Genomic DNA, 1,066 nt, shown 5'->3' with positions numbered 1-1,066 from the left:
TCATGAGAGGCCCGCCAGTTCTTGTTCTTGTAGCTTGGGGGTGTCGGACTGCTCATGGCCCCCCAGCTATCACCCTGGATTCAAGAGGTGACTCCCTCACGGGCTTTGTGCAACAGAGCCGGTACTCGACCTTCGCCCCCACCTTCGCGACGAACTCTGATCTTGTTCATTCGTCGGCGAGCGGATCCAGTTCGCCGACCTTGGCTACCGACCTTCCTTTACAATTCCCACGAGGTGTGGGGTATTCTCCTGCAAGAATAGAGTTTTCTACCCGAGGGTCTGATGATGGATCGAGCACCGGAAAAACTTGTCAGGGCTCTGGTAAACGGGATTGCGATCCTGCGTTATCTACAGAGAGCCTGTGGCGGCGTCGGCGTGACGCAGGCGGCCCGCGATCTGGGTATCAATCCGTCGACCTGTTTCAACCTGTTACGCACCCTGGTCCATGAAGGGTTGGTCAGTTTCGATCCCTTCACTAAAACCTATGCGCTTTCAATGGGTGTGGTGTCGCTTGCCCAGGGAGCGCTAGCCGGCGATAACCACATACGTGCGCTGCACCCCGAGTTGCAGCGCCTGTCTTTGAAATTCGGTGTCGCCATGAACCTGTGGCGGGTCGTGTCGGAAGACCGCGTGGTGCTGGTGGACCGGACCGAACCCACGGCAACGGTGCAGATCTCGATGCGGATCGGACAAAGGCTGCCACTGTTCACGGGGGCTTTCGGGCGCTGCTTTGCCGCGCAAAGCCCCCTGCCCAGGGCGGCAATTGAACGCCGGTTCAAAAAGATACGCCTGGCCAGACCGCCGGATTTTGACCAGTGGTTTGCTGGTCTGGACCATGTCCGGGAAGTGGGCCTTGCGGTGGATCGGGGCAATTTTGCCATCGGCATCACCACCGTCGCCATCACCCTGCCCGGTCCCAGGGACCAACCCTTTCTGGCGGTCAGCGCCATCGGCATTTCCGAACAGATCGACGATGCCAAGCTGGAATCTCTCAGCCGCGACATGTTGAGACTGGGTGTTTGATCCCACGGTTTGATGGTGCGATCCTTTCTCATGAATGGAAGGA

Annotated in this window: 1 protein-coding gene; it reads left to right on the top strand. The window is 58.5% G+C overall.

The features are described from left to right. Positions 1–282: 282 nt before the first annotated feature. Complete coding sequence (locus tag ATI53_RS22865) at positions 283–1,023, top strand: IclR family transcriptional regulator (RefSeq protein ID WP_111551451.1); 741 nt, start codon at positions 283–285, stop codon at positions 1,021–1,023. Positions 1,024–1,066: the final 43 nt, after the last annotated feature.

The organism is Salipiger aestuarii (genome assembly GCF_003259905.1).
Taxonomy (GTDB): domain Bacteria; phylum Pseudomonadota; class Alphaproteobacteria; order Rhodobacterales; family Rhodobacteraceae; genus Salipiger; species Salipiger aestuarii.
The sequence above is the reverse complement of the archived record's forward strand: the minus strand, read 5'-3'. Positions and strand labels throughout refer to the sequence as shown.